This is a genomic window from Flavobacterium piscis (assembly GCF_031457575.1).
GTDB lineage: Bacteria > Bacteroidota > Bacteroidia > Flavobacteriales > Flavobacteriaceae > Flavobacterium > Flavobacterium piscis_A.
Genome location: NZ_JAVDWQ010000004.1, coordinates 205,503 through 231,174, shown reverse-complemented (window position 1 = coordinate 231,174; position 25,672 = coordinate 205,503). Strand labels below are relative to the sequence as shown.

The following is a 25,672-nucleotide window of genomic DNA, read 5'->3' as shown; positions in this document are numbered from 1 at the left end:
CTTGTTCAATTAACCCGCAAAAATCATTTCAACAAAAATCCCATTCGTATCGATCCATAAAAAGATCCAGTCATATCAGGGCTTTCCAATTCTTTTCCCCGGTAAACAAAAGAGTACGATACATTAAAATTATTGTAGCGGTATTTCAAACCCAATTCTGCATTAAAACGCCACGAAATCAAATCAAAAGTTACCGGACTGGTATCATTAAACAAACTGCCTTCTATCGTAGCATCATAAAACTGGTAATTAATACTTGACATTCCGTACAAATAAAATTCCTTCACATTAAATTGCGGTTCAAAACTTACGGACGCATTGTGCAAATTAGAATCGTAAACAGGAAGTAGTTTCCTGAAACCAATACGGGTTAAAAATCCTGTTGAAATACCTGTAAAGATTGTTCCTAAATTAGCTTCCGACTGAAAATGAAGGTCTGCAAAATCATGCTGCTTTTCCGGAAATAATTTCCTTGAATATAAAACATGCCCCTGAACAGCCAAAGCATTGTGAATTTGATTTTCCCAGCCATAGACCTTTTTATAACCAATAATTTTATGAAATCCCTCCTGCAATTCTTCTCCAAACGAATTTTGCCCCACATATCCCAATTGAAAGTCTGATTTTAAAACCGATTCGCTTTGGTAAAAAAAACTGCGTCCGGTTTCTGCAAAAAGATAACCTGCAAACGGCCGATTATTTATTGTAATAGCCGTTTCATTAATAAATCTGGGATTATAAAGGTACTGCCCGATTCTGAATTCGGTAATTTTTTTCTTGATTTTTTCGTTACTATTTTTAGACAAAAACCGCCAAAAAAACTCTAAACCATTGGTATAATACATATCGTTTTTAGAAGATGTGTATAAGTCATTATCAGAAATAAAACCTATTTCTGTTGTTTTTCCTTGTCCGAAAACTAAAGTCGATGCTAATATCAGAAACGCAATAGAAACTTTTTTACTTCGCATCATAGTTTATTTTTCCAACAGCACGCATTTCACGAACAATTCTTTCTTTACGCCTGTTAATATAACTGGAAGAGCCTGTCGCTTTAAACTTTCTCGGATTTGGCAGTATGGCTGCAATTCCGGCAGCCTGCATTGGTATCAGGCTCGAAGCATCACGACGGTACCAATGTTCGGTAGCGGCATAGGCCCCGTAAACGCCATCTCCCATTTCGATACTATTTAAGTATACTTCCATGATACGTTTTTTGCCCCAGATAGCTTCAATCAAAACGGTAAAATAGGCTTCTAATCCTTTACGGAAATAACTTTTGCCCTGCCACAAAAAAACATTTTTTGCCGTTTGTTGCGAAATCGTACTTCCACCACGAATTCTGCGGCCACGTTCGTTGCTTTTATACGCTTTTTGAAGCGCTTTGAAATCAAAACCATTATGCTTTAAAAAAGTTCCGTCTTCACTGGCAATAACTGCTTTTTGCAAATTCATGGAAATCTTTTCAATTGGTTCCCAGTCATGGTCAAAATAAACCTCTTTTCCTTCAAATTTATTTTCTATTGCACGAATAACCATAAGCGGTGTAAACGGTACCGGTACGTATTTAAAAAATATTACTGAGCCAATCGAAAGCCCGAAAAACCATAAAGTGGCTTTAATAAAAAACCATTTTACTTTTTCTCCAAAAGATTGTTTTGAATTCTTGGAAGTTGCCTTAGGTTTGGGTTTGGTTGTGGTTGTTTTTCTTGGTGCTGGTTTTTTGGTTGCCATTATATTAAATCTGCTAATTCTGTTCCTGTTAAACTGCCTATTGCTACTCCCATTCCGCCTAAACGTACTCCGCAAAATACGTTTTCAGACAGTTGTGTAACAACAGGATTCTTGCTGTTTCCTATTCCCATGATGCCACTCCAACGATGGGCTATCTCGAAATCACGGTTTGGTAAAATTACATTTTTAAGTAAATCTTCCAATTTATTTTGCACAATTTTGGTCTGACCGAATTCGGTTGTCGTTTCTGCTTCAAAATCGAGGTTTCTACCGCCTCCAAGCAAAATTCTGTTTCCTATATTCCTGAAATAATAATAACCTCGATCTATATGAAAAGTTCCTTTAATATCTAAATCCGGAACAGGTTCTGTTATCAACACCTGTGCCCTTGCCGGTTTTACGGCTCCATTGGTCAACGTATTTGCAAATCCGTTGGTGGCGAAAAATATCTTTTTGGAGATAAAACCAAAATCATTGAGTAGCACTTCAACCTGATTTCCTGAATCGGTATATGAAGTTACGGTTTGCTGATTCAAAATTAAAATATTAGCAGCAACAGCTTGTTTTAGCAATTCCTGCATCATATTTCCGGTATCAATTTGTGCTTCAAACGGATTAAAAATCAAATAGTCCTGAATGTTTTCAAAACCAAACCGATCTGCTTGTTTGGTAAAAACGTCTGCTTTAAAAAGTGGATTTAAAATTTCGTTGATAAAAGACAACTTCGACATACATTCGCTAAATCCGCTTTCGTCCTCTTTCAGAAACAATTCATATCCGCCATGCGGCTTAAAATCTATGATAGCATCTCCTAATCTTTTTCGGAGTAATTGTAAACCCTGCCAACGTTTTCCGATAAGCTGTACAACTTCTTCTTCTGAATGGTTTTTCAGGTCATCCATAATTTCCGAAAGACTTCCAAAACAGGCAAAACCGGCATTTTTGGTACTGGCTCCCTGTGGCAGCATTCCTTTTTCCAATACCAGAATTTTGGCTGCCGGAAACCTTTCGCGTAAGCGTAATGCAGCATGAAGTCCTACTATCCCGCTTCCAACAATCGTGTAATCAACATTTGTGAACCAATTTTTTAGTTCCCAATAACTTAATTCCATTTATCAATTTTTTATAAAAATAATGATTTTTTTTACCATTAATAAGTAATATTTCCACCATATAATATAAGTTCATTTAATTCCAGTTGTAAAACTTCAGGATAAATTACACTAATAAAATTCCAAATTCTGCAATAAAACTGGTGCTAATTTTACATAAAGAGATTCATAAAACAGAAGCGGGTTTAATGTTATGTCCCAAGTACATTAACTTATATAGTTCAAATTTTTAACATTTTCCTGCTGAAATATATTTGTACTTTTAACCCACGAAAATTAGAATTTTATTATGAAAAAAGTATTATTTACAACTTTACTAATGATGAGTATAAACGCTATCGGGCAAAATGTTATGTCACCGGAATTGTTGTGGAAATTAGGACGGGTTACTCCACTAGGAATTTCCAAAGATGAAAAAAATGTGGTTTTTAAAGTGTCAACTCCTTCAGTAGAAGAAAACAAATCACATTCTAAATATTACATTTTACCTGTAAACGGCGGGAATGCTACTGAAATCAAAGACACCAAAGAAGTTTTAAAAGACAAAAATATTTCGCCGGACGGAAAATTTTTGGTTTACAATGAAGAAGTAAAAATTGAAAAAGTTTTAGGTAAGGACTTTTATCCGAAGCTGGACAAATCCGAAGTTCAGATTTATGACGGGCTGGATTATCGCCATTGGGATACCTGGAATGAAGGGAAATTCAATCATGTTTTTTATAAAGAAAACAAATAAGGGACTACCGGAACCGATATTTTAAAAGGGGAAATATTTGATAGTCCGCAAAAACCTTTTGGTGGCGACGAAGATTATATCTGGTCACCTGACGGGAAAAGCATTTTGTATGTGTGCAAGAAAAAAGCAGGAACTGAGTATGCAGTTTCTACCAATACCAATATTTATGAATATAATTTAGAGACTCAAAAAACCATCAATAGAACCGAAGATAATTTGGGTTACGATACGGCACCACAATTTTCACCAACCGGAAATTTGACTTGGCTGCAAATGAAACGTGATGGTTACGAAGCAGACAAAAATGATATTATTGTTGAGTTTAAAGGAGTAAAAACCAACTTAACCGCAAATTGGGATGGAACTGTAGATAATTTTATCTGGAGTAAAGATGGCAGAAACGTTTATTTTGTAGCACCTGTTGACGGTACAAAACAACTTTTTGTGGTTAATTTTCCGGGACTGACAAGAATTGCAATTCAGGTTCGCCAATTGACACATGGAGATTTTGACGTAAATGATTTAGTTGGTTTTGCTGGCGATGAAATCATCGTAACGAGAAACGACATGAATCATGCTCCGGAAATCTTTTCTTTTAATTTGAAGAAAAACACCTGGAAACAACTTTCAAATGTAAATACAGATATTTACAAGACATTAGCATTAAGCAAAACAGAGAAACGTTATGTGACTACAACTGATGGTAAAAAAATGCTCGTTTGGGTAATTTTACCGCCAAATTTTGATGCTTCAAAAAAATATCCAACTTTATTATTCTGTCAGGGCGGACCACAAGCTGCATTGACACAATCGTATTCTTTCCGTTGGAATTTTCAATTAATGGCTGCTAAAGGTTATATAATTGTGGCACCAAACCGTCGCGGAATGCCGGGTCACGGTGTAGAATGGAATGAGCAAATTAGCAAGGATTGGGGCGGACAGGTTATGGATGATTACCTGTCTGCAATAGATGATGTTGCCAAAGAAAACTATGTTGACAAAAATCGTTTAGGGTGCGTGGGTGCCAGTTATGGTGGATATTCAGTATTTTATTTAGCTGGAATTCACAAAGATCGTTTCAAGACCTTTATCGCCCATGATGGTGTTTTCAATACCCAAAGCATGTTTGGAACTACGGAAGAAGTTTTCTTTAACAACTGGGATTTTGGCGGCGCATACTGGGAAAAAGACAATGTGGTTGCGCAAAAGACATACACCACTTTTAATCCGGCTACTTTAGTTGGAAACTGGAATAAACCGATTTTAATTGTTCAGGGTGGGAAAGATTTCCGCGTTCCAATCGGTCAAAGCCTGGAGGCATTTCAGGCCGCACAATTAAGAGGAATCAAAAGCAGATTGGTTTATTTCCCTGATGAAAATCACTGGGTTTTAAAACCTCAAAATGCTCAGGTCTGGCAGGGTGAATTTTTTAAATGGCTGAACGAAACACTATAATTTGCAATATCCATATTTTAGCCTAATTTTTTCAGATTAAGAACATTTAATCTTAAAATCTTAGGCTAATTTTATATTAAAAAAAGCTTCAAAATAAAGCAGGGCACATAATTTTACTTATTTTTAAGGCTAACAAAAAAATTAGTTGCAAATCCTGGCTTATGGAAAGCAAAAAAAGTTATACTCCGATTAAAGTACTCTTCAGCTACGTTGCCCTACTGGCGTTATTGGTAACTGTAGGATGGTTTTTATATTCAGAAAACGTAGTCTACAACAAATTAGAAGATAAAATTGCTTTTGAAAAAACCAAAATTCTAAGAGTCAGTAAGCTCTTTTCAAACGTATATAAAACCGAGAGTTTAGCGCGGAAAACGATTCAGACCAACTCCGAAAAAGATTTTAAAAGTTACCTTGTTGAAACTGATTCGCTGCTTTCGAGAATTGATACTTTAAAAAGCATCGTTACAACACAGTATCAAAAAACATTACTTGATAGTGTGACCTATTTTTTGTCTGAAAAAACAGAAAATATCCGACAATTAAAAATTATTAAGAATAAAGCAGACGATGAAGTTTCTGTCAACACGGCTATTGATGAGATTACCAAAATGGAGTTCAAACTTCGAAAATTAGAACTTCAGGATTTTACTAAAAGCCCTAATGATTTAGGAAGTTATCAACGAAATGTACTTCAAAAATATGTTGACTACCTTAATCAGAATATTCCTGATGACAGCACTAATACACTGAGCAAACAAGCATCTGATTCTATTCTGGCAAATTCTAAAAAACTGCTAAGCACAGTAAAAAGAGAAACAGAAAAGAAAAAAGAATCCCTTAATTTTGAAGAAAACAAACTGCTTAAAAATGAAATAGCCATTTCAGATCAACTCCGAAAAGTACTTAGGATTATCGAAAGGGAAATCATCATCAATTCGATAAAAAACAATTCATTAAAGGAAAAATCACTTAAAAAAGTCAATGATATTGTTACAGCAGCAGCTATTGTTGGGTTGTTTTTAACGGTTTTTTTCTCTATTTTAATTGTGAGCGATTACTCCAAATCGCAATTGTATAAAAAACAATTGGAAATCGCCAATTTCAAATCGAAAAACTTACTTAAAAGTCGCGAACAATTAATTTCGACAGTAAGTCACGACTTAAAAACACCATTAAGCACGATTGTAGGATATACGGAACTTTTGGGTAACTCTGACATCAATAACAAACAATCTTATTTCATCAAGAACATTAAAAATTCATCCGAATATATTAGTCAACTGGTTCAGGATTTATTGGATTTTTCTCAAATTGAAGCCGGAAAAATTACGATTGAGAAAGTACCTTTTCTGTTGCCTGAGATTATTGATGGTGTTGCTAAAAATATCCAGACAGTTTACAAACAAAAAACTATTGATCTTATTATTAACATCGATGAAAAGCTAAATCAAAAAATAGTCGGGGATCCGTTTCGCCTGAAACAAATTCTGAGCAATATTATTGGAAATGCCTATAAATTTACGGAAGAAGGATTCATAAAAATCAGTAGCTATTCTTCTGATGATAATCAATTTTTTATTGTTACGATTGAAGATTCAGGTATTGGAATCGAAAAAGAAAATCAGAAATTAGTTTTTGAAGAATTCGCCCAAGCCAATGAAAATATTGAAAAAAAATATGGAGGAACAGGTCTAGGCCTTTCTATTTGTCAAAAAATAATATCCATTTTAGGAGGAAAACTGAATCTGGAAAGCACTTTTGGAAAAGGCAGTAAATTTGAAATTACATTGCCATTATTATTTGACAGCAGTAACCGTTTAACGGAAAAAAAGATAAAGCCACTTAACCCGATTCCTAATAACCTTACTTTTATTGTTATTGACGACGATACAAATTTACTGAATTTGACGAGTGGTGCACTAACACAAGGAAATCATCGTGTCTTATCATTTAACCGGGCTATTGATGCGTTAGAAGCTGTCCAGAACACTGCTTTCGATTTTGTCATTACTGATATCCAGATGCCGGAAATGGACGGATTTCAATTTATTGAAAAAATTAAAAATTTACCTGATTCCGTTTATAAAAACCAGCCTATTATTGCCCTGACAGGCAGAACCGATTTAGATATTTCAATTTATGAGAAAGCCGGTTTTACCACAATAATTAAAAAACCTTATTCTCCAAAAATATTACTTGAGACCATTCATCATATTCTGGACAATACTTTAAGTCCAAATATTCCTGTTCAGGAAACAAAAGAAAAATCTCCCTATGCTTTATATTCATTGGAAAGTTTAAAAGAATTTTTAGGTAACGAGGATAAAGCTTTAAAAGAGGTCCTTAAATCTTTTATTACAAGTACTGAAGAAAATCTAATATCTTTAGAAAACTCTTTTATAGCAGAAAACTATGCTGAAATCAATTCTATTGCACATCGGGCAATGCCAATGTTTAAACAAGTTGAGGCAAATAAAATTGTAGAAATTCTACAAAAATTAGAAGAAGAAAATTTGAAAAATTATGATATTAAAACCCTTTTAGCAGATTTAAAAAACAAAACTGAACAGTTATTTACAACCTTGAAAAGAGAAATACTTTAGTCAATATTGTATTGCTTAAGTTTGTTATAAAGTGTTTTTCTGGTAATTTTCAGCAATTTTGCAGCTTCAGATTTATTATTTTGTGCTCTGGATAAAGCATGAATAATAGTTTCTTTCTCATTTTCGGACAATGAAAAAGTACCGCCGGAATTTTCTTTTTGTACATGAAAAAATTCTGCCGGAAGAACATCACTTTCAATAAAATCCCCTCTGGTCAGCAATGTGGCACGTTTTACGCAATTTTGAAGTTCACGCAAATTTCCCGGCCAATTGTATTTTTGAAAAATAGCAACAACTTCAGGTGAAAATCCGATAATATCCTTATTCAATTGCTGATTGGCTTTGTCTAAAAAATAATCGGCAAAAATCATTAAATCTTCTCCTCTATCTGTCAATGATGGTGACTGAATCGAAAATTCATTAATTCTATGATATAAATCCTCACGGAAATCACCGTTTTTAACTGCTTCACGTAAATCTTCATTTGTGGCTGTTATAATACGGATATCAACATTAATTTCTTTGTTGCTTCCTACAGGTTTTATTTTTCGTTCCTGAAGCGCACGCAATAACTGGATTTGATTTTCATATGAGAGATTACCAATTTCATCCAAAAAAATAGTCCCTCCGTTAGCCGCCTCAAAATAACCTATTTTATCATTTATGGCTCCGGTAAATGATCCTTTTAAATGACCAAAAAACTCGCTTGCGGCTAATTCTTTAGGAATGGCCCCACAATCTACAGCAATAAAACTATTGTTTTTTCTATTACTCTGTTGATGTATACTTTTGGCTATAATTTCTTTTCCTGTTCCGCTTTCTCCAATAATCAAAACCGACATATCTGTAGGACTGACTAATTGTATATGATCTAATAGTTTTTTAGATGCAGTAGAAATCCCTTTAACAAATTCATTTTCTACAGTAGTTCTCTTTATCGCTTTTTTGTTTTCTGCAGGAGGGGTTATAACAGGAGAGGCTTGTAAAGCATTCGTTATAACCAATAAAACCTCGTCTGGATTAAAAGGTTTTGAAATATAATCAGAAGCACCGTTTTTAATTGCTTTTACAGCAGTATTTACATCCGAGTAACCCGTCATTAGTACGATTGGAATTTCAGGATATGACATCTTAAATTCCGACATTAAAACAATTCCATCAGAATCCGGAAGCCTTAGATCTGTCAAAATCAGATCAAAAGATTCTTTTTGCATAGCTAATTTAGCTTCAGCAGCTGAAAAAGCAATGCTAACATCGTATGCTTTTTTGATTAGAAATTTTTCTAATAATTTACAAAACGAAATATCATCCTCTATCAGTAATATCTTTGGCATCTTATTTTTGAGACTTTTTGCTAAAATACCACTATTATAGTAGTATTTTCACAAAATTATGCAAAAAAAAAGAGACTGCCGAAGCAATCTCTTTTCACCAAAAACATAAATCTAATTTACCTAATTATATTTTCAACCAGTTACCTTCGGCATCTGAATAAACTGAAGCCTTTTCGCCTCCTACTGATATGTCTAATTTGTATTCATTATCTTCATTTTTATACGCTTTTTCAAGTACTGCTCCTGGATAAGCTGCTTCTAGTGCTGTTGTTACAGCAGCTGGAACCGCATCTAAGGCTATCTCAGTGAATCCAGTTTGAAAATTCGTTTCCGTTTTTATTGGATCCACATTTACATCTGTTGATGCATAAATTGACAAACTCCCTAGGATTATTGCCGCTGATAAGATTAATTTTTTCATGATATTACTTTTTTTTAATAGGTTACTTTTTAATGATATTTCCTGATGCATCCATAAAAACAGTATACTTTTTATCACCACTTGAAATCTCTAATTTGTATTCTTTCTTTTCATTTACATATGCTTTTTCAAGCTTTGTATTAGGAAAAGATTTTTCTACTGTTGATTTGACAGCAGCCGGAACTTCATCTGATTTCACTTCAGTATATTCATCCTGAATAATTAATGATTGATGGATTAGACCTGTTACCGGAATAGTGGCAGCATTTACTGATAAACTTCCTAAAATGATTGCTGCGGATAATAATAATTTTTTCATGGGACTGTTTTTTTTTTTTGAGATTAAATATTTTAATTATTTATTAAGGATATTTCCTTGAGCATCAGTGTAAACTACCGACTTCACATCTCTAACAATTATCTCAATCTTATATTCTTTTTTTTCGTTTACATATGCTTTTTCCAATTTTACACCTGGATAAGAATTATCCAACGAAGTTTTTATAGCAGCCGGAACTGCATCAACTTCTTTATATTCATCCTGAGTTATAACTAATTGATTCACAGAACCTGTAATAACTGTATTTTTTGCATGCATTGACAAACTTCCCAGAATGATAGCTGCAGATAAGATTAACTTTTTCATAGCAATTTATTTTTAAGGTTAGTCTGATTTATTTTTGAATCCAGGTACCATCAGCGTTAGCAAAAAGAGATCCTACTTTGTCTCCAACCGTAACGTCTAATTTGTATTCTGATTTAGCATTTTTATATGCTTTAGAAAGTACTGCATCAGGATATGCCTTTTTAAGAGCTTCAGAAATTGCCGCTGGCAATTCTTCAATTTTAATTTCTGTATATTCATCCTGAACAGAAATTACCTCTATTGTAGTATTTGGATTTGGAGTGGCTGAGGCAAAGGTAGTTAAACTTCCTAAAACGATTGCGCTTAATAGAAATAAATTTTTCATAATAATGTATTTTTTTTAATATTTATAAATTTTTAAAATAGATTTTATTGGATTATTTTTGAATCCAGGTCCGTCTGCATTTGCAAAAAGAGAACCTACTTTATCACTAACTGTTATATCTAATCTGTATTCTGACTTAGCCTTATATGCTTTTGAAATTAGTGCATCAGGATATGCTTTCTTAAGAGCATCTGTAATAGCACCTGGCACTTCCACAACTTTTATCTCGATATATTCATCTTGAATCGAAATTGTTTTTACGAATGAATTTGTTATTGGTAAAGTTGAAGCAAATGATGTTAAACCTCCCAAAACGATTGCGGCTGATAGAAATAAATTTTTCATCAAAATTATGTGCTAGTGTTCTTACTTTTATTTTAGTATTGCTGATTTGAATTTTCAAAACAAGAGATTTGATTATTTCTGAATCCAGGTTCCGTCTGCATTTGCAAAAAGAGAACCAACTTTATCACCAACAGTTACATCTAGTTTATATTCTGAAGCTGCATTTTTGTATGCTTTTGAAAGCACAGCATCCGGATATGCTTTTTTAAGCGCTTCTGTTACAGCAGTAGGAACTTCCTCTAATTTGATTTCAGTATATTCATCCTGAACAGAAATCATTTTTACTATATTCGTTGAAATTGGAGAAGTTGAAGCAAATGAAGTTAAACTTCCCAAAACGATTGCGGCTGATAGAAATAAATTTTTCATAGTAATGTATATTTAAATTATTTATTATTGTTTTACATATTAGATAATGAAATTATTATACCAAAACACTCAAACAAGACTTAACACATTGTAAAAGCCTGTATTTAAAGCCTTTTAACAAAACAACAATCTATAATTTACTTGTGCCAAGTGTGTAAAAACTTTAAATCAGTGTATAAAAAGTACACACTATAGTGTTATATCAACAAAAAATCCGTCAGAAATTTGAAGTCTGGCGGATTTGAAATAACATTTAAAAAACAAAAGGCTATCGATCTTCGACAGCCTTTATTTATTTATTCTATTGGATTCATTTTAAAAGTATCCATAAATGCAGTTGTATAGTCTCCTGCAATATATCTTGGATCATCCATTAATTGTCTATGGAAAGGGATTGTAGTTTTCACACCCTCAATAACGAATTCATCTAAAGCTCTTCTCATTTTGCTAATTGCTTCTTCACGGGATTGTGCAGTAGTAATTAACTTAGCAATCATGGAATCGTAATTAGGGGGAATTGTATAACCTGAATAAACATGAGTATCTAAACGAACTCCATGTCCTCCCGGCATATGAAGGGTTGTAATTTTTCCTGGGGAAGGGCGAAAATCGTTATAAGGATCTTCAGCATTAATACGACATTCGATAGCGTGCAATTCCGGTAAATAGTTTCTCCCTGAAATTGGAATTCCGGCAGCTACCATAATTTGCTCACGAATTAAATCATAATCAATAACCTGTTCCGTAATTGGATGCTCTACCTGAATACGGGTATTCATTTCCATGAAATAGAAATTTCTGTGTTTATCCACTAAAAATTCTACCGTTCCTGCTCCTTCATATTTAATGTATTCAGCAGCTTTTACAGCAGCATCTCCCATTGCAGTACGCAATTCATCTGTCATGAAAGGCGAAGGTGTTTCTTCTGTCAATTTTTGGTGACGACGTTGTACTGAACAGTCTCTTTCAGAAAGGTGACATGCTTTTCCGTAAGAATCTCCAACAACCTGAATTTCGATATGACGTGGTTCTTCAATAAGTTTCTCCATGTACATTCCGTCATTTCCAAATGCTGCGGCAGCTTCCTGGCGTGCACTTTCCCATGCCTTCAATAATTCTTCTTCTTTCCAGACAGCACGCATTCCTTTTCCACCACCACCTGCAGTTGCTTTTAGCATAACCGGGTAACCAAATTCCTTTGCTAATTGTTGTGTTTGTTCGAAAGACTCTAATAATCCGTCTGAACCTGGCACACATGGAACCCCTGCTGCTTTCATTGTCGCTTTTGCAGAAGCTTTATCTCCCATTCTGTCAATCATTTCAGGAGCAGCACCAATAAATTTGATTCCGTGTTCCTGGCAAATTTTAGAGAATTTCGCATTCTCTGAAAGAAATCCGTATCCCGGATGTATTGCGTCTGCATTAGTAATTTCTGCAGCGGCAATAATATTTGACATTTTCAAATACGATAAGTTACTCGGAGGAGGTCCGATACAAACCGCTTCATCAGCAAACTTAACATGTAAACTTTCGGCATCGGCTGTAGAGTAAACTGCTACAGTTTTAATTCCCATTTCCTTACATGTACGAATTACACGAAGTGCAATTTCTCCTCTATTCGCAATTAATATTTTTTTAAACATCTTTATTTTAATTAGATAATTAGACAATATGATAATTAGATAATTTTAGATGATTAACAAATTTTTCTCGTTGTTGTAAATCAATCTAAAATCTAAAATCTAAAATCTAAATTTTTTATGATGGATCTACTAAGAATAAAGGCTGGTCAAATTCTACCGGAGACATATCGTCTACAAGAATTTTTACAATTTTACCTGAAACTTCTGATTCGATTTCGTTGAATAATTTCATTGCTTCAATTACACAAAGAACATCACCTTTAGCAATTGTACTTCCTACTTCAGTAAAAACTGGCTTATCCGGAGATGGTTTTCTATAAAAAGTACCAATAATTGGAGACTTAATAGTAATATATTTAGAATCTTCTGATGCTGCCTGAGTTTCTGTGTTTACGTTAACAACTACAGGCGTTGCTTGTGCCGCTGTTTGTGGCAATACCTGCTGAGCAGGCAATTGCTGTACATAAGTTGTTTCAGTTGCATTTCCTTCTAAAGTTGTTCTGATGGTAATTTTTACATCATCCATTTCTAACTTTACTTCTGCAACACCCGAATTTGCTACAAATTTGATTAGGTTTTGAATTTCTTTTAAATCCATAATGATTCGTTTTTAGTTTTAATTTATTTTTTATCGTAAGCCCATTTCAGATAGATAGATCCCCAAGTGAATCCTCCACCAAAAGCGGCAAAAATAATATTATCTCCTTTTTTGAATAAATGTTCAAAGTCGCTTATTACTAATGGCAATGTCGCTGAAGTTGTATTACCATATTTTTCAATATTCATTAATACTTTTGAATCATCAAGATTCATTCTGCTTGCAGTAGCATCAATAATACGTTTGTTTGCCTGATGTGGTACTAACCAGTTAACATCTTCGTTAGTCAAACTGTTTCTTTTCACTATCAATTCGCTTGCATCAGCCATATTGGTTACAGCATATTTAAAAACAGTCTTCCCGTCCTGCATAATATTGTGCTGTCTGTTTTTTACGGTCTCTTCTGTAGTTGGTATTAGAGAACCTCCGGCAGGAATTTTTAGAAAATCGCGTCCTACACCATCGCTCCTTAGATATTCATCTTGCAAGCCTAAGCCTTCATAATTTGGTTCGAACAAAACGGCTCCCGCTCCATCTCCAAAAATAATACAAGTTGATCTGTCTGTGTAATCTACAATTGATGACATTTTATCGGCACCAATTAATAATACTTTTTTATATCTGCCTGACTGTACATATGCAGCAGCAGTTGACATTCCGTATAAAAAACTGGAACAGGCTGCCTGTAAGTCGTAGGCAAATGCGTTTGTTGCTCCAATTTCTGTAGCAACATAAACTCCTGTAGAGGCTACCGGCATATCTGGTGTAGCTGTTGCCATTATTATCATATCAATCTCTAAAGGATCAATATTAGCTTTTGCTATTAAATCTTGTGCCGCTTTTATGGCAAGAAATGAAGTTCCTTTATCAGCGTCTTTAAGAATCCTTCTTTCTTTTATTCCAGTACGGGTAGTAATCCATTCGTCATTGGTATCGACCATTGTTTCTAACACTTTGTTCGAAAGCACGAAGTCAGGAACATAAGCTCCAACAGCGGTAATTGCGGCTGTGATTGTATTCATTATATTCTATTATTTCCTTTCAAATATTGCATATCTGAAAAATTTTTAAAAGACTTGAAAATTACAAAAAAAATTCTAAACGCATTGTCGTAAATTTCCTTAAAAAGAAAAGTTATATCCAACAAAAAAACTCTCACATAGTGAGAGTTCTAATATCATTTAAAAAAACGTATTAAGCAACCGCTACAGATTTATCGATAACAACTTGCCCTCTGTAATACATTTTACCTTCATGCCAGTAAGCTCTGTGATATAAATGTGCTTCTCCAGTAATAGGACATGTAGCGATTTGAGCTACAGTAGCTTTATAATGTGTTCTTCTCTTATCTCTTCTTGTTTTCGAGATTTTTCTCTTAGGATGTGCCATTTTACTATATTATTTATCCGTTAATAGTTTTTTTAATTTGTCCCAACGCGGGTCAATATCTTCTTCTTGTTTACTCTCTTCTTTTTGTTCTTTTACAGTTAGTTCATTCAGTTTTGATAAAGCTTCCGTTTGCAAACTTCCATCTTTTACACCTGGATGAACTCGTTTTAGCGGTACCGAAAGTGCAATCATTTCATAAATGTATTGCGACAGGTCTAATTCAAATTCACCATGTGGCAAGATCAGCAACTCTTCATTATCATTATTAAATTCATCTCCAAAACGAACGATGAGTTTCATCTTTCCTTTTATTGGCAAATCAAAATCTTCGCTGGTTAAATCACAAGGCACGTTTACAGTTCCTTTGTGTTTAAAATCCAACTCCAGCATATTGCTACTCTTATCTAAAACTACGTTTACTTTGATATTCGAATTTTGAAATTCATCATAATCAAAGTTCTCAAAGAACTCCTTACTTATTTGATACTCAAAATGGTGTTTTCCTAACTTTAACCCCACAAAAGGAATTAAAAATTCTCTTATTTTGCTCATCTCAACATCAATTTGACCCATTCACATCTAAAACTCAGATATCTGAATTGGGGTGCAAAGATATAAAATTATTATAAAACTAATAATCTTATTCACCTTTTTTTGTTTATAACTGTTTTTCTTTTATTTTAAGAGGTTTTACAGTAATCTCCTCATACTGATGACGAGAACGAAAAACATCAATTGCCAGATAAACAGCTTCTTTAAATGAATTGTAATCTGCCATATCTTTTCCAGCTATGTCGTACGCTGTACCATGATCGGGTGAGGTTCTGACTTTATTCAGCCCTGCAGTGTAATTTACTCCTTTTCCAAATGACAATGTTTTAAAAGGAATTAATCCCTGATCGTGATAGGTTGCTACAATAGCATCATATTTTTCATATTGACCACTTCCAAAAAAACCATCTGCCGGAAATGGACCAAAAACCATTGTACCTTTCTCGAATATCTTTTTCAAAACCGGCTTTAGTATCAAGTCGTCTTCTTTTCCTATTACACCTCCATCACCAGCATGAGGATTTAAGCTCAAAACGGCAATTTTTGGCTTTACAATACTAAAATCCTGAATTAAGGATTTTCTGATTGTTTCGATTTTCCTTATAATTAATTCTTCTGTCAGACACGAAGAAACTTCATTCAAAGGCACATGATCCGTTAACAAACCAACTCTTAGATTATCCTGAACCATCATCATTATCGCATTCCCTTCTAATTCCTGATTTAAATAATCTGTATGGCCGGGAAATTTAAATTCTTCTGACTGGATATTATATTTATTTATTGGAGCCGTAACTAAAACATCAATCTGATCTTCTTTTAAGGCTTTGGTTGCTGCTACAAATGATTTAATTGCATACTCTCCTATCTTCTCATCATTCGCACCTAATTTAATATCAACACTCTCTTTCCAAAGATTAAAAACATTGACTTTTCCAACCACAATCTGATCTAATTTATCTATTCCATGAAACTGAACTGTAGATGTAAAACTTTTTTTTACGAAGGAAAGAATCTTAGCATTTGCAAAAATAACCGGTGTACACAATTCCAACATACGAGAATCTTCGAATGTTTTAAGTATAACTTCGCTTCCAATACCGTTTAAATCTCCAATTGAAATTCCAACAATTATATTTTCTGCTTTTTTATTCATGAGCTCAGGTTATTTATTACTAATTTTGATGTGCAAATTTAGTAAAATAAAACAACAATGTTTACAGGAATTATAGAAACCCTTGGAAGGGTTCATGAAATACAAAAAGACCAAAACAATCTTCATATTACAGTGGATTCTTCTATTACAAATGAATTAAAAATTGACCAAAGCGTTTCCCACAACGGAATATGTTTAACAGTTGTTGCAATAAAAAATTCTTTTTACACTGTAACAGCCATTGAAGAAACTATTTTAAAGACCGCTATTGGCGACTGGAAAACGGGCGATATCGTTAATTTAGAAAGAGGAATGAAACTTGGAGATCGCCTTGACGGACATATTGTACAAGGTCACGTAGATCAAACAGGAACCTGTATCAGGATCGAAGAGGCAAACGGAAGCTGGAATTACACATTTGAATACGACCAAAACCTCAACAATATCACTATAGAAAAAGGATCAATTACCGTAAACGGTGTAAGCCTTACAGTTGTAAACTCTAAAACGAATGAATTTAGCGTTTCAATAATACCTTATACTTATGAAAACACCAATTTCAAAAATTTCAAAGTCGGCACAAAAATCAACCTTGAATTTGATGTAGTAGGGAAATATATAGCAAAACTTTATTCTATAAATAAATAATTCACAACTCTCTTATAAAACAAAAGCTTCAATTTACATTGAAGCTTTTGTTTTTAATTTATATTTATATATTGCATACATACCAAAGGACGCACCCACGATTAACAAAATTACTAAGTTATCATCGATAGGCAATTCAGGAGGACCAGGAGGACACGAAGGACAAGGAGGATCCTGTGCATTAACAACAGTACTTAATAAAAAAACAACTATTATTAAAAATTTGTTCGCCATTATCTTCATACGAAATGCAATTGTTTAAATTTTACTATACAATTTTGAGAAAAACTTTGTTTTATTTTTCACAAACATAAAGTTTGCGCAAATTTATAAACTTTACCCAATAAATCACATTAAAACTAAAAAAGCTTCATAAATAATTACGAAGCTTTTCTGTGGTCCCACCTGGGCTCGAACCAGGGACCACCTGATTATGAGTCAGGTGCTCTAACCAGCTGAGCTATAGGACCGGTTTGAGGATGCAATATTACTACTATTTTTTATTCGCTCCAAATATTTTAAGCCCTGATTTTTATTTAATTTCAAATGAAGCCTTTCTCACTCTAAACACAATTGATTTTCAATGGATTATTTAAAACCCTAAAAAAGCTTTTTCTATTTAATTTCCTGGCAAAGCTCTACCAAAACCCCGTTTGTATTTTTTGGATGCAAAAAGACCACTAGTTTATTATCAGCCCCATTTTTGGGAACCTCATTAATTAGCACAAAACCTTCCTCTTTTAAACGTGCTATTTCTGCAAATATATCATCAACATCAAAGGCTATATGATGAACTCCCTCTCCTTTTTTCTCTAAAAATTTTGCAATGGGACTTTCAGGATTTGTCGCCATTAAAAGCTCTATTTTATTTATGCCTGTCTGAAAAAACGATGTCAAAACACCTTCACTTTCTACTGTTTCAGATTTATAGGAAGGAACTCCTAATAATTTTTCGAATAAAACATTGGCATCTTCAATATTTTTTACCGCAATTCCTATGTGTTCAATTTTGTTTACCATCTATTTTTATTTAAAGATATAACTACAAATCATTGATTAACATATGTATTAAAATAACCGCATTCAGCAATTACATCCTGATAATAGTTAGTATCTGAATAGTCTTTTTTCAAAGTTTTAAAACCACTCCACGCAATAAAATTAACTTTACTACCCTGAATTTCCCACCAACTATTTACTGTGTTAAATTTTTCATTATAATATTGGTTTCGCTCACATTTTGACATTAAATATAAACACTTTGCTTTTTGCTCTTTTGTGGATGCTGCTTCAAATGCTTTTTGATAGTACATTTTAGACACATCACAATTCGTTATCATTTTTTTCATCGAGTCTCTAAATGAATACGGGCTCGATCCGTATCCTACTATATTAATTTCATAAAAAGTCCTTCCGTTTCCAAAATGTGTAATATTATAAAATGCATTTCCAAGCAGCAAACTATTCGTGTACATATCTTCTTTTTGAGCCAATTTATCCTGCATGACTTTTATTGTATTTAGAAAATCAATTTGAGAATATTTCTTTTTTTGATACGCAGTATGATCACAATCATGGCAATCTTTAATGTTTCCATTAAACGGATTTCCTAAAAATTGATTATACTGTACAGAATCTGTTTCTTTCATAAAAGCAATTGCTTCCGGAATTTTATTTTTAAAAGTTGCCTTAACTGACTGAAAAACAATAATATCTTTAAGCTTCAAGCTATAAATTCCGAATGCAATTTTTTCAATTTCGGTTTTATTTGTCTTCGCTAAAAATGCTTTCATATCTAATAAATTCTTTTCATTGTCATAAAAAGAATTTCCTGAACCCCAATATCTATAAGGTGAATCGCTAAACAATTCTTCCATTACAGGATTAGATTTGTACAATGTTGCCAAATAATTTTTACTCCATTGAGCAGCATTTTGATAACGAAACTCCTGCTTTTTATATGTTTTAGGAAGTTCCTGATACAACCAATTCAAATCGACAAGAATTGTTTTTTCGTTTTTATCGGTAAGCTTATCAATCCTGCTCATATTGTTCACAAAACGAAGTAATCTTAATTGATATTTTGCCAGCTCGGTTTTAGGCATTATTTTTTCAGCTTTATCAAAATTAGTATCTGCAGCTTTAAATTCGCCTTTTAATGTTTGTAAATACCCTAAAGCAATATCCCATAAATAAGGCTTTTCTGTATTTTCTGCTGTAGCAATTTTTGATACTAAATCAACGGTTTTTTTATTAAGCTTAGCCTGATTTTCAAGTTTGTTTTCAGCAACTGTTTGTTTGACAACAGGCGCATTATAATCTGCAGATTTGTTTTTTACCTGAAATGAATTATTAATATCCTGTTCTTGCTTGTTTACCAATCTGGTCAGCAAATAATTCAAATGCTCGCTTTTAGCATCTAATTCATATATTTTTTCAATAGACTTAGCCTCGTCTTTATAATAGCCATGAATTGCCCAAAGTGCAGATTTTTCTTTATTATTTTTTGCCATTGCTAAAGATTTATTCCAATCGGCATCATTTTGTGGATGAAAACTATAGGCGGTAACAATTCTCATTTCCGGGCATTTATCAAATACCACAGCATACAAATAATTTGATTCAGCATATTTTTTCTGTTGGTATTTTATTCCTGCCACATAAGAAAGTGCGCGATAATACAATACATTTTTAGGAACCGATTGTTCGGTTTTGTTAAAAAAATCTATCGCTTTTTGTTTATTGCTACTATAAAAATAAGCTTTCAAGGCAAGAAACCAATATCTGTTTTTTAAGAATGCATCTGGAGTCGTATTATAAACATTCTCAATAGATTGAATCATTTTAAAATCATCAAAAGTTTTGGCTACAACAGGATCATAACTCCAATATTCATCCCCGATAGAGACCATTTCTATTTTTTGTGCCAAATATAAAAACTCGATAAAACTCTTGACTTTCGTATCTTTTAAATTGATTTTTTTACCCCATTTTAAAGAAGCCTGATTTTCTGTTTTTGTTTTAAAATAAACATGGAGCTGTGTAATTTCTGTTTTGTTCTGAGATTTTTTTTTATCAGAGTAATATCTTGGCGTAACATCTCCAATTAAAAAATAACTTACTGCTGAAGTATCAACTTTTGATTTCAGATATTCATTCCAGTCTGATTTGATTTTATCATTGAACCTGGAATTATGTCCTGTATCAAAACCAATTCCGTAAAAAATATCACCGGATAAAAAAAGTGGCGAATAGGATTTATCCACAAAAGTTTCTGGTGTAAAATTAGAACTGTAACCAAAATAATCCCAATCGTCTCCACCTCCGCAAGCATAAATTATACCGTAAACAAAAAGTAAAGAAGCGCTAGAAATAAGAAACAACTTGCTTAAAAATATTCTTTTCATAGTTTTTTATATTGAATTCATCTAAATCGTAAAAAATAATTTCGTTTGGTTTTTGAGGACTATTATCATTCAAATCTTCCGCCATTTCTATTAAAGATCCTGAAGAAACTGCTTCGATTTTTAACACATCGTTTTCTTCATAAAATGCTCCATTTTTATAATTAGAATACCTGACTTTAAAAAAATCAGAACTGGTTTGTTCAAAATTCTTATCCTTTCTAAGTTCTGAAACATTCAATTTTGAACGTAATCCAATTACTTTATGATTTCTGATATGAACAGCCCAGGAGTAAACAGGTAATGCAAAATCCAGATGTAAAGGATATTTTTTTAAACTTTTTAAATACCTCTCAGCAATCTTTCTCTCATAAACAGAATTTAAGGAATCTGCAGCAATTGTTCCCATATTATAATACATCAAAACTCCTGAATCAATATTTGGTATTTTAGTTTTTTTAAAATATTTCACCTGATGTAATCGAATGGTTGCTGAGAGTTTTTTATTCGAAAGTTTCTTAAATAATTCAATAAATTTCAAATAATTATCTTTGCTGGCAAGCGTCCAGTCACAGTCAATTTGGATTTCCCGACAAACAATCTTGTTTTTATAATTAATTTCTTCAACCAGTCGAAACGTTTTTTGAGCCAAATCTTCAATATTAAGATTTGATTTCAACATAACTTTATTCTTGATAAAAATTACCGGAACAATATCAAAATCATTCCTCTTTTCCTGAAAACGAATTGGAGTGATCGGGATTGGCTCCTGCGTTTTGGGATGCAGGCCAACATCAAAATACCGAATATAGATTTTACGAACATTATTATCATTCAGAACCTGTTTCTCTTTTTCAGATAATTTAAAAATGGTTTTCCAATAGTAAAATGATATTATGGGTTCCTCTTTTTTACTGCACGAAATCAGCAACAAAAACAATAACGCAACAAAAACATTCTTTTTCAAAACAGGCAAAAATTAAATTCTCGTCAAATGTAAGAAATTATATCCCGTTTATAATTCCCTCCTGTTTTCTTTTTATTAAATTTAAAAAACAAATCAGGGAACTACTTCAAAACCCAATAAAACGATAAAAAATTTCAATTAGAGGAAATATAATTGTTATTTTGTACGACAAAATCAAGAGCTGCTATGTTGAAAAACAACTTCAAATATATTTTTTTATTTCTGGTATTTTTAATGATAAGTTGTGCCAAAAGAGGCAGTATTACCGGTGGCTTAAAAGATACACTGGCTCCCGTTTTAAAGTCAAGTTATCCAAAAAATTTTAGCACCAACTTCAAAGGAGACGAAATTACATTAACATTTGATGAATATGTAAAACTGAAAAACGCCAATAAACAGCTGATTATTTCACCTCCAATGAAAAATCAGCCCATTATTACACCTTCCAACGCCAGTAAATTTATCAACATAAAAATATTAGACACTTTACAGCCTAATACAACCTATAGCCTGAATTTCGGACAGAGTATTGCCGACAACAACGAAGGCAATGCGTATAATCAGTTTAAATATATTTTTTCTACCGGCTCTTACATTGATTCACTTGTACTTGGAGGAAGAATCAAAGACGCATATAATAAAACAGCAGATAATTTTGTTTCAGTGATGTTATATGAAGTAAATGATACTTTTAAGGATTCTGTTATTTATAAAGAAAACCCGCGTTACATTACCAATACCTTAGACAGTCTGACATCATTTCGCCTGGAAAATTTAAAAGCCGGAAAATACCTTCTGGTGGCTTTAAAAGACAAAGGCAACAACTACAAATTCAACCCGAAGGATGATAAGATTGGATTCATAAAATATCCAATTACGATTCCCAATGATACTGTTTTTGAAGTAGAATTATTTAAGGAAACCCTTCCGTTAAAAGTTTTTAAACCTATTGTTGCATCCGGAAACCGATTATTGCTTCCCTACGAGGGGAAACAAAATTTCAAAGATTCAAAACCAAAAATTGTGCTTACCAACAATGATGAGATTTTAGAAACTATTGTAACCCAGTTTCCAAAAAAAGATTCTTTGCAAATTTGGTACAAACCATTGAAGGCTGATTCTCTAGCTCTTGAAGTTAGCAAAGAAAACTATAACAAAAAGTTTGCTTTTAAAATTAAAAATCAAAAAAAAGATACTCTTGGTATTACCGCATTACAAAATGGACTGCTTCACTTTAGAGACCGGTTTACTTTAGAAACAGTAACACCACTGGTAAAATTTGACAAATCGAAAATAAAGTTAATCAATAAGGACTCCGTTGCTGTTGATTTCACTACCGAATACAATGAATTTGAACAGAAATTATATCTTGATTTTAAGAAGGCCCCTTCACAGAAATATAATTTTACTCTTTTTCCCGGTGCATTGACAGATTTCTTTGAAAAATCTAATGACACTCTTTCTTACAAGCTGAGCACCAAAGAGCTGGAAGAATATGGAAATCTTGTGTTAAACTTACAGAATGTAAAACGTTTTCCTGTAATTGTAGAACTGACCAACAAAAAAGGTGATGTTGTCATTGCGAGCGAATATTCTGAAGGTAAAACTAAAATCGAATTTAATCTTCTCCAACCTGAAACATTTACAATTCGTGTGATTTACGACGATAACAAAAATAAAATGTACGATCCCGGTAATTATTTGGAAAAAAGATATGCCGAAGAAGTCAATTATTTTCAAAAACAAGTGGATGTACGTGCCAATTGGGATGTTGATCAGGTTTTCGATCTAAGTATCCAATATGATCCTGAAATTGAAAAGAAAGAAGATGAAAAGAAAAAGAAAGAAGAGCAAACGAGAAAGAAAACTGCTTTTTAGAGAGTCGTAATTTCAAACACGTCTTTATCATTCAGGAAATCTAATTTTTTTCGGGTTTCCAACATTACATTTTTATCTAATTCAACTGTAAAAATTCCTTCGCGTTCCTGTGGTTCCAAAATTGTATGACCTAAAAAATCAACCACTTGCGAATGGCCATTATATTCGTGATTATTAATATCTGTACCCACTCTGTTAACTCCAATTACATAACTCAGATTTTCGACAGCACGGGCTTTAAGCAAAATATCCCATGCATTTATGCGTACTTTTGGCCAATTGGCTACGTATAAAAGCAGGTCATAATTTTCGGTATTTCTGGCAAATACCGGAAATCGTAAATCATAACAAACCTGCAGGCAGATTTTCCATCCCAAATAGTCAACAATTTGTTTTCTGCTTCCGGCTGTATACACTTTATCTTCTCCCGCAAGGGTAAACAAATGTCTTTTATCATAAAATTGAATTTCTCCTGACGGAAAAACAAATACCATTCGGTTGTAAAATTTGTTGTTCTCCGTAACAATCAAACTTCCCGTAATCGCACAATTATGATGTTTTGCCCTTGACTGCATCCAGAGAACTGTTTCTCCCTGCATGGTTTCTGCAACATCTTCAGGACTCATAGTAAATCCTGTAGAAAACATCTCAGGAAGAATTACCAAATCAACATCTGAATCGATTTGATCCATTTGTAATCCTAATTGATTTCTATTTTTTAAAGCGTCTTCCCAATAAAGATCGGATTGAATAAGTGCAATTTTCATTTTTCATAATTTTATATAAAGATAAAAAAGAAGGCTGATTTTTATCTAAAGGCTCCTAACAAAAAATAAGCTGCATTTTTTTGCAAAAAAAAGATTCTATATAAATTAAAAATAACATTGCCCTATGAACAAAAGTCTTTTATTCATTTTCGTGTTTATATATTCGTTGGGAAATGCACAGAATTTCTCCAATAGCAATTCCATTATTCCTGCACCTAATTTTTACAAAGCAACGGGAGACAGTATTCAATTGAACGGTCGGATAAAAGTTATTTTCGAAAAACAATACATACAGTATCAAAGAACAAAAAACAGCCACTATTTTTGAATCTGCCATCAATGCAAATACATCGAATAAAAAAGCAATATTGAAGTTTTGTTTATTGCCAAAAATCCATCTGCATCTTTAAAAAAAGAAGCTTACAAAATTAGTGTTTCATCAAAAAAAATAATCATTACCGGAAGTAAAGAAGGATTATTTTATGCTGTTCAGAGTTTATTGCAGATGCTTCCGAATAGAACAAAAAATCAGGGAGTAAAATTACCTTGTGTTACCATTGAAGACCAGCCCAGATACGGTTACTGCGGATTACACTTAGATGTTTGCCGTCATTTTTTTACAGTTAATGTTATAAAATATTTTATCACAAAAATGTCTAGTTATAAAATAAATAATTCACATTGGCATTTAACCGATGATCAGGGCTGGAGAATTGAGATCAAAAAATATCCAAAATTGACAGAAATCGGATCAAAACGAGCCCAGACTTTAGTGGGGAATAAGTTCGAAAGATTCCCTTATTTTTTCGATGGAAATCCGTACGGAGTTTTTTATACGCAGGAAGAAATCAAAGACATCGTAAAATTTGCCGAAGCACATTACGTAAATATTATTCCTGAAATCGAAATGCCGGGACATGCAACAGCTGCAGTTACGGCTTATCCAAATTTATCCTGCCTTCCGGATCGTCCTTATAAAGTTGTAGAATACTGGGGCGTTTTTGAAGATATATTTTACACCGGAAAAGAGGAAACTTTTACTTTTTTAGAAGATGTTTTTGACAGAAGTTATGGCATTATTTCCGAGTAAATATATTCATATTGGTGGAGACGAATGTCCAAAAACCAGATGAAAACTTTGTCCGAATTGCCAAAAAAGAATAAAGGATTTGGGATTGAAAGACGAACACGAACTACAAAGTTACCTAACAACCCGAATTGAGAAATTTTTAAATGCAAACGGAAGACAAATCCTCGGCTGGGATGAAATGTTTGAAGGCGGACTCGTTCCAAACGCAGCCGTAATGTCGTGGAGAGGAGAATCAGGCGGAATTACTGCAGCAAGACAAAAACATGATGTAATATCATGAACCTGGAACAAGTTCTGTATTTAGAATTACAATCAGGGTTATTCACCACAAGAACCACTAACTGTTGGAAGATTGGTAACAGTTGAAAAAAATCACAACTACAATCCTACTCCTGTTGACAGTTAAACGATTGCCGAACAGAAATATATTATGGGCGTTCAATCTAATCTTTGGTCTGATTCACAAAATCAATATCAGTTATTTTGATCAGATTGGCGGA

At 33.1% G+C, this 25,672-nt stretch carries 25 protein-coding genes, 1 tRNA gene and 2 pseudogenes; 6 read left to right on the top strand and 22 right to left on the bottom strand.

Translation table 11 applies throughout. The features are described 5' to 3' along the window. Positions 1 to 23 precede the first annotated feature (23 nt). From J2W48_RS08085 to J2W48_RS08075, 3 genes are read right to left on the bottom strand one after another with little or no spacing between them, the layout of a single operon-like run. Entirely contained in the window at positions 24 to 974 is a 951-nt protein-coding gene (locus tag J2W48_RS08085; protein WP_310280180.1) for a lipid A deacylase LpxR family protein, read from the bottom strand. Continuing rightward, positions 961 to 1,737, bottom strand: coding sequence for a monofunctional biosynthetic peptidoglycan transglycosylase (gene mtgA / locus J2W48_RS08080; RefSeq protein WP_310280379.1), 777 nt, complete (start codon positions 1,735 to 1,737; stop codon positions 961 to 963). The genes J2W48_RS08085 and mtgA overlap by 14 nt, the downstream gene beginning before the upstream one ends. After that, positions 1,734 to 2,846, bottom strand: coding sequence for an NAD(P)/FAD-dependent oxidoreductase (locus J2W48_RS08075; RefSeq protein WP_310280177.1), 1,113 nt, complete (start codon positions 2,844 to 2,846; stop codon positions 1,734 to 1,736). Before J2W48_RS08075 ends, mtgA begins: the two co-directional genes overlap by 4 nt. A 289-nt stretch (positions 2,847 to 3,135) precedes the next feature. Between J2W48_RS08075 and J2W48_RS08070 the strand changes: the two are divergent. After that, positions 3,136 to 5,037: pseudogene (locus J2W48_RS08070) on the top strand (S9 family peptidase). A 161-nt stretch (positions 5,038 to 5,198) separates the two neighbouring features. Beyond that, positions 5,199 to 7,640 carry a hybrid sensor histidine kinase/response regulator gene (locus J2W48_RS08065; RefSeq protein ID WP_310280176.1) on the top strand — a complete coding sequence of 814 codons (2,442 nt, stop codon included), beginning with the start codon at positions 5,199 to 5,201 and terminating at the stop codon, positions 7,638 to 7,640. On the opposite strand, the gene J2W48_RS08060 is transcribed toward J2W48_RS08065, so the two are convergent. From J2W48_RS08060 to pdxA, 13 genes are all read right to left on the bottom strand, one after another. After that, complete coding sequence (locus tag J2W48_RS08060; RefSeq protein ID WP_310280173.1) at positions 7,637 to 8,974, bottom strand: sigma-54-dependent transcriptional regulator; 1,338 nt, start codon at positions 8,972 to 8,974, stop codon at positions 7,637 to 7,639. The genes J2W48_RS08065 and J2W48_RS08060 overlap by 4 nt on opposite strands. A gap of 124 nt (positions 8,975 to 9,098) precedes the next feature. After that, positions 9,099 to 9,395 (bottom strand): hypothetical protein, encoded by a 297-nt coding sequence (locus J2W48_RS08055; protein WP_310280171.1) that lies wholly within the window; start codon positions 9,393 to 9,395, stop codon positions 9,099 to 9,101. Positions 9,396 to 9,417: 22 nt separating this feature from the next. Continuing rightward, positions 9,418 to 9,714: a PepSY-like domain-containing protein gene (locus J2W48_RS08050; protein ID WP_310280169.1), complete on the bottom strand. Its 297-nt coding sequence runs from the start codon at positions 9,712 to 9,714 to the stop codon at positions 9,418 to 9,420. 36 nt (positions 9,715 to 9,750) lie between these two features. Then, positions 9,751 to 10,041 (bottom strand): hypothetical protein, encoded by a 291-nt coding sequence (locus tag J2W48_RS08045; protein WP_310280167.1) that lies wholly within the window; start codon positions 10,039 to 10,041, stop codon positions 9,751 to 9,753. 28 nt (positions 10,042 to 10,069) lie between these two features. Then, positions 10,070 to 10,366 carry a hypothetical protein gene (locus tag J2W48_RS08040; protein WP_310280165.1) on the bottom strand — a complete coding sequence of 99 codons (297 nt, stop codon included), beginning with the start codon at positions 10,364 to 10,366 and terminating at the stop codon, positions 10,070 to 10,072. 15 nt (positions 10,367 to 10,381) lie between these two features. Beyond that, positions 10,382 to 10,711, bottom strand: a complete 330-nt coding sequence (locus J2W48_RS08035; protein ID WP_310280163.1) for a hypothetical protein — start codon at positions 10,709 to 10,711, stop codon at positions 10,382 to 10,384. A 72-nt stretch (positions 10,712 to 10,783) separates the two neighbouring features. Continuing rightward, positions 10,784 to 11,080: a hypothetical protein gene (locus tag J2W48_RS08030; RefSeq protein WP_310280162.1), complete on the bottom strand. Its 297-nt coding sequence runs from the start codon at positions 11,078 to 11,080 to the stop codon at positions 10,784 to 10,786. A gap of 296 nt (positions 11,081 to 11,376) precedes the next feature. Beyond that, positions 11,377 to 12,723 carry an acetyl-CoA carboxylase biotin carboxylase subunit gene (gene accC, locus J2W48_RS08025; protein WP_310280160.1) on the bottom strand — a complete coding sequence of 449 codons (1,347 nt, stop codon included), beginning with the start codon at positions 12,721 to 12,723 and terminating at the stop codon, positions 11,377 to 11,379. 115 nt (positions 12,724 to 12,838) lie between these two features. Continuing rightward, the gene (gene accB / locus J2W48_RS08020) at positions 12,839 to 13,321 is read right to left on the bottom strand and encodes an acetyl-CoA carboxylase biotin carboxyl carrier protein (RefSeq protein ID WP_310280158.1); all 483 of its coding nucleotides are present in this window, start codon (positions 13,319 to 13,321) and stop codon (positions 12,839 to 12,841) included. Between the two features lie 23 nt (positions 13,322 to 13,344). Beyond that, the gene (locus tag J2W48_RS08015) at positions 13,345 to 14,343 is read right to left on the bottom strand and encodes a beta-ketoacyl-ACP synthase III (RefSeq protein WP_310280156.1); all 999 of its coding nucleotides are present in this window, start codon (positions 14,341 to 14,343) and stop codon (positions 13,345 to 13,347) included. 172 nt (positions 14,344 to 14,515) lie between these two features. Next, entirely contained in the window at positions 14,516 to 14,710 is a 195-nt protein-coding gene (gene rpmF / locus J2W48_RS08010; RefSeq protein ID WP_007137315.1) for a 50S ribosomal protein L32, read from the bottom strand. A gap of 9 nt (positions 14,711 to 14,719) precedes the next feature. Further along, positions 14,720 to 15,262, bottom strand: a complete 543-nt coding sequence (locus J2W48_RS08005) for a YceD family protein (RefSeq protein WP_310280154.1) — start codon at positions 15,260 to 15,262, stop codon at positions 14,720 to 14,722. Between the two features lie 106 nt (positions 15,263 to 15,368). Beyond that, entirely contained in the window at positions 15,369 to 16,418 is a 1,050-nt protein-coding gene (pdxA, locus tag J2W48_RS08000) for a 4-hydroxythreonine-4-phosphate dehydrogenase PdxA (RefSeq protein WP_310280152.1), read from the bottom strand. A gap of 57 nt (positions 16,419 to 16,475) precedes the next feature. Between pdxA and J2W48_RS07995 the strand changes: the two genes are divergently transcribed. Beyond that, a complete protein-coding gene (locus tag J2W48_RS07995) occupies positions 16,476 to 17,066 on the top strand; it encodes a riboflavin synthase (protein WP_310280150.1) in 591 nt (196 codons plus the stop codon). Between the two features lie 33 nt (positions 17,067 to 17,099). Here J2W48_RS07995 and J2W48_RS07990 read toward each other — a convergent pair whose 3' ends face one another. From J2W48_RS07990 to J2W48_RS07970, 5 genes are all read right to left on the bottom strand, one after another. Beyond that, a complete protein-coding gene (locus tag J2W48_RS07990) occupies positions 17,100 to 17,309 on the bottom strand; it encodes a hypothetical protein (RefSeq protein WP_310280148.1) in 210 nt (69 codons plus the stop codon). Between the two features lie 153 nt (positions 17,310 to 17,462). After that, positions 17,463 to 17,536: transfer RNA gene (locus tag J2W48_RS07985), tRNA-Ile, on the bottom strand. A gap of 145 nt (positions 17,537 to 17,681) precedes the next feature. Beyond that, entirely contained in the window at positions 17,682 to 18,086 is a 405-nt protein-coding gene (gene mce / locus J2W48_RS07980) for a methylmalonyl-CoA epimerase (RefSeq protein ID WP_310280146.1), read from the bottom strand. A 29-nt stretch (positions 18,087 to 18,115) separates the two neighbouring features. Beyond that, positions 18,116 to 20,473, bottom strand: coding sequence for a hypothetical protein (locus tag J2W48_RS07975; protein WP_310280144.1), 2,358 nt, complete (start codon positions 20,471 to 20,473; stop codon positions 18,116 to 18,118). After that, positions 20,433 to 21,437: a hypothetical protein gene (locus J2W48_RS07970; protein WP_310280142.1), complete on the bottom strand. Its 1,005-nt coding sequence runs from the start codon at positions 21,435 to 21,437 to the stop codon at positions 20,433 to 20,435. Before J2W48_RS07970 ends, J2W48_RS07975 begins: the two co-directional genes overlap by 41 nt. Before the next feature lie 186 nt (positions 21,438 to 21,623). On the opposite strand from J2W48_RS07970, the gene J2W48_RS07965 reads away from it, so the two are divergent. Then, the gene (locus tag J2W48_RS07965) at positions 21,624 to 23,315 is read left to right on the top strand and encodes an Ig-like domain-containing domain (RefSeq protein WP_310280140.1); all 1,692 of its coding nucleotides are present in this window, start codon (positions 21,624 to 21,626) and stop codon (positions 23,313 to 23,315) included. Here the strand turns inward: J2W48_RS07965 and J2W48_RS07960 are convergent. After that, positions 23,312 to 24,082 carry a nitrilase family protein gene (locus J2W48_RS07960; protein WP_310280137.1) on the bottom strand — a complete coding sequence of 257 codons (771 nt, stop codon included), beginning with the start codon at positions 24,080 to 24,082 and terminating at the stop codon, positions 23,312 to 23,314. The genes J2W48_RS07965 and J2W48_RS07960 overlap by 4 nt on opposite strands. A 376-nt stretch (positions 24,083 to 24,458) precedes the next feature. Here J2W48_RS07960 and J2W48_RS07955 point away from each other — a divergent pair, with 376 nt between their 5' ends. Together J2W48_RS07955 and J2W48_RS23075 are read left to right on the top strand one after the other, a co-directional pair. Next, positions 24,459 to 25,172 (top strand): family 20 glycosylhydrolase, encoded by a 714-nt coding sequence (locus J2W48_RS07955; RefSeq protein ID WP_310280135.1) that lies wholly within the window; start codon positions 24,459 to 24,461, stop codon positions 25,170 to 25,172. Then, positions 25,135 to 25,452 (top strand): annotated as a pseudogene (locus J2W48_RS23075) (family 20 glycosylhydrolase). The gene J2W48_RS07955 and the pseudogene J2W48_RS23075 overlap by 38 nt, the downstream one beginning before the upstream one ends. Positions 25,453 to 25,672: the final 220 nt, after the last annotated feature.